This window comes from Spirillospora sp. NPDC046719 (assembly GCF_040645715.1).
Lineage (GTDB): Bacteria > Actinomycetota > Actinomycetes > Streptosporangiales > Streptosporangiaceae > Spirillospora.
This window is the reverse complement of sequence record NZ_JBEYYT010000808.1, coordinates 1-2180: the sequence shown is the minus strand read 5'-3', so window position 1 is coordinate 2180 and position 2180 is coordinate 1. Positions and strand designations below refer to the sequence as shown.

Genomic DNA, 2180 nt, shown 5'->3' with positions numbered 1-2180 from the left:
ACGAGGGGTGTACGGGCGGGGGGGGGGGGGGCCGGCGGTGGGGGGCCGCGCCGCCCGGACGCGGGGAAGGGGTCGGCACGTCTGCCGTCCCCTTCACCGTCGGCTGAACCGGCCGCGCGGATCGTCATCCGGGCCGGTCATGACTCAGTGGGTGAGCGCGGTGCCCAGCTTGACCGGCGCGTTGTTGCCCTGCGGCAGCTGCGTGCCGACCTGCCCCGGCGTCACGTTCGCGACCGGCCTGGCGATCCGGGTGACCTTGCCCAGCAGGTCCTGCACGGCGGGCATGCCCTCGGCGCTGCGGTAGTTCGGGCCCATCGCGATCCGCTCGCTGGTCCCCCGCAGGGTGGACGGCAGCTTGTGGTGCCCGGCCGCCGGGCGGTGCTTGGACGGCTTGTAGTGCTTCTTGTGGTGCGGCTTCTTGTGGTGCGGCTTCTTCGGGAAGTGCTTGATCGGCGGCCGGTGGTGCTCGTGGCCGCCGCTGGTGACGGAAGCGCCGCCCTTGCAGCCCGCCTGCGCGATGCCGAGGACGGCGCCGATCGCGTTGCCGCAGACGTTCACGGGCACGGAGATCGGCGCGTAGATCTGGTTGCCGCCGAGGATGGACAGGTTCCCGGACGTCTTCATGTCCGGACGGTCGTCGCCCTTGCGCTCGACGGAGGCGCCGCCCTTGCAGCCGGCCTGGGTGATCCCCGCGATGAGGGAGATCGCGTTGCCGCAGACGTTCACCGGCACGGAGATCGGCGCGTAGATCTGGTTGCCGCCGAGGATGGACAGGTTGCCGGACGTCTTCATGCCGTGCCCGTGGCCGTGGCCGCCCCAGCCGCCGTCCCAGCCGCCCATGCGGCCGTTGTCGGCGGTCGGGGCGCCGGCGGCACCGCCGGTGACGGGCACCTGGCGGTCGCCCGGCATCGCGGGCACCTGGCGGCCGCCCGGACCGATGGGCGCCTGGCGGTCGCCCGGCGCGGCGGGCGCCTGGCGGACGCCCGGACGGGTCGGCGCCTGGCGGTCGCCCGGCCCGGTGGCCTCGCGTCCGGCGCGCCAGCCGCTGTGGCTCTTGTGCCCGCCGTTCTTGACGGTGGCGCCGCCCTTGCACCCGGCCCGCGCGATGCCGACGATGGCGCCGATGGCGTTGCCGCAGACGTCCACCGGGATGGAGATCGGGGCGTAGATCTGGTTGCCGCCGCCGATCGACAGGTTGCCCGAGGTCTGCATGTCGCCGCCGTCGTGGCCGCGCCGCTCGACGGACGCGCCGCCCTTCGAGCCGGCCTGGGCGATGCCGGCGACGGCGCCGATGGCGTTGCCGCTCACCTCGATCGGTATCGAGATCGGCGCGACGACCTGGTTGCCGCCCAGGATGGACAGGTCCCCGCTGGTGCGGTTGTCCGCCGAGGCGGGGACGCCGAGTCCGGACGTCCCCATCGCGACGCAGCCCGCCGCGACGAGAGCGGCGCGGCCGGTGTTCCTTGCCCAGATGCGCATGGTGTTGCTCCTTCTTTCGGTGAATCGGTGAATCGGTGATGATCACTGCGTGCACCGTCCGGGTGAGCGCAGCGGGCAGCGGTCTGGCCAGGACCGTGCCGTTCGGAGAGAAAGATCGGTGGAGTGGCGGGGGAGGCCGGGAAGCGGCCGTCCGGCGCGCGGCGCGGGAGTCCCGCGGGCGGGGAAGGGCGGCTTCCGGCACAGGACGCGCGGAAACGCGCGGTGCCCGTAGGCGGGTGCTAGTCGGGGACGACCGAGGGACGGCCCGGGGCCGCCTTGTCGGTCAGCGCGGTGCGGTCGAAGGCACCGGTGTCGAGGGCGCGCGGCGCCTGCGGGCGCTGGGCGGTGCCGAGGTCGGCGAACGGCCCGAACGGGTGCCCGCCGGACGGCGCGCCGCTGCGCGGGTTGCCGTCCTGGCCGGACGGCGTCGCGGGCGCGCCGGGCAGGCGCTGCCCCTCCCCGCACATCCGGCAGTGGCCGCCGGAGCGGTGCGCGCCGGACGGCGCCCCTGCGGTCGCGTGGGCCGCCTTCTTCGGGGCCGCCGCGGTGCGGGTGCGTGCGGCGCCGTGCTTCTTCGCGTGCGCCGCGGCGTCAGGGCGGGACGAGGCGTCCGCGCCGGGCCTCGGCGCGGCGTGCGCCGCGCCGTGCGGGGCGGCCACGCCGGGCACGAGCCGGCCGACGCCGTGGTCGTCCGGCCGGAC

The 2180-nt window shown here is 75.7% G+C and carries 2 protein-coding genes; both read right to left on the bottom strand.

The genetic code is table 11. The annotated features are described in order from the left end of the window. Positions 1 to 144: 144 nt before the first annotated feature. Positions 145 to 1479 (bottom strand): chaplin family protein, encoded by a 1335-nt coding sequence (locus ABZ914_RS50475; RefSeq protein ID WP_500201692.1) that lies wholly within the window; start codon positions 1477 to 1479, stop codon positions 145 to 147. Between the two features lie 239 nt (positions 1480 to 1718). Beyond that, the coding region (locus ABZ914_RS50470; RefSeq protein ID WP_500201691.1) for a hypothetical protein at positions 1719 to 2180 on the bottom strand (462 nt) is incomplete at its 5' end.

What these genes read in the sequence shown, in the direction of transcription:
- ABZ914_RS50475 (WP_500201692.1), bottom strand. Translation starts at nt 1,479, where the DNA reads ATGCGCATCTGGGCAAGGAACACCGGCCGCGCCGCTCTCGTCGCGGCG.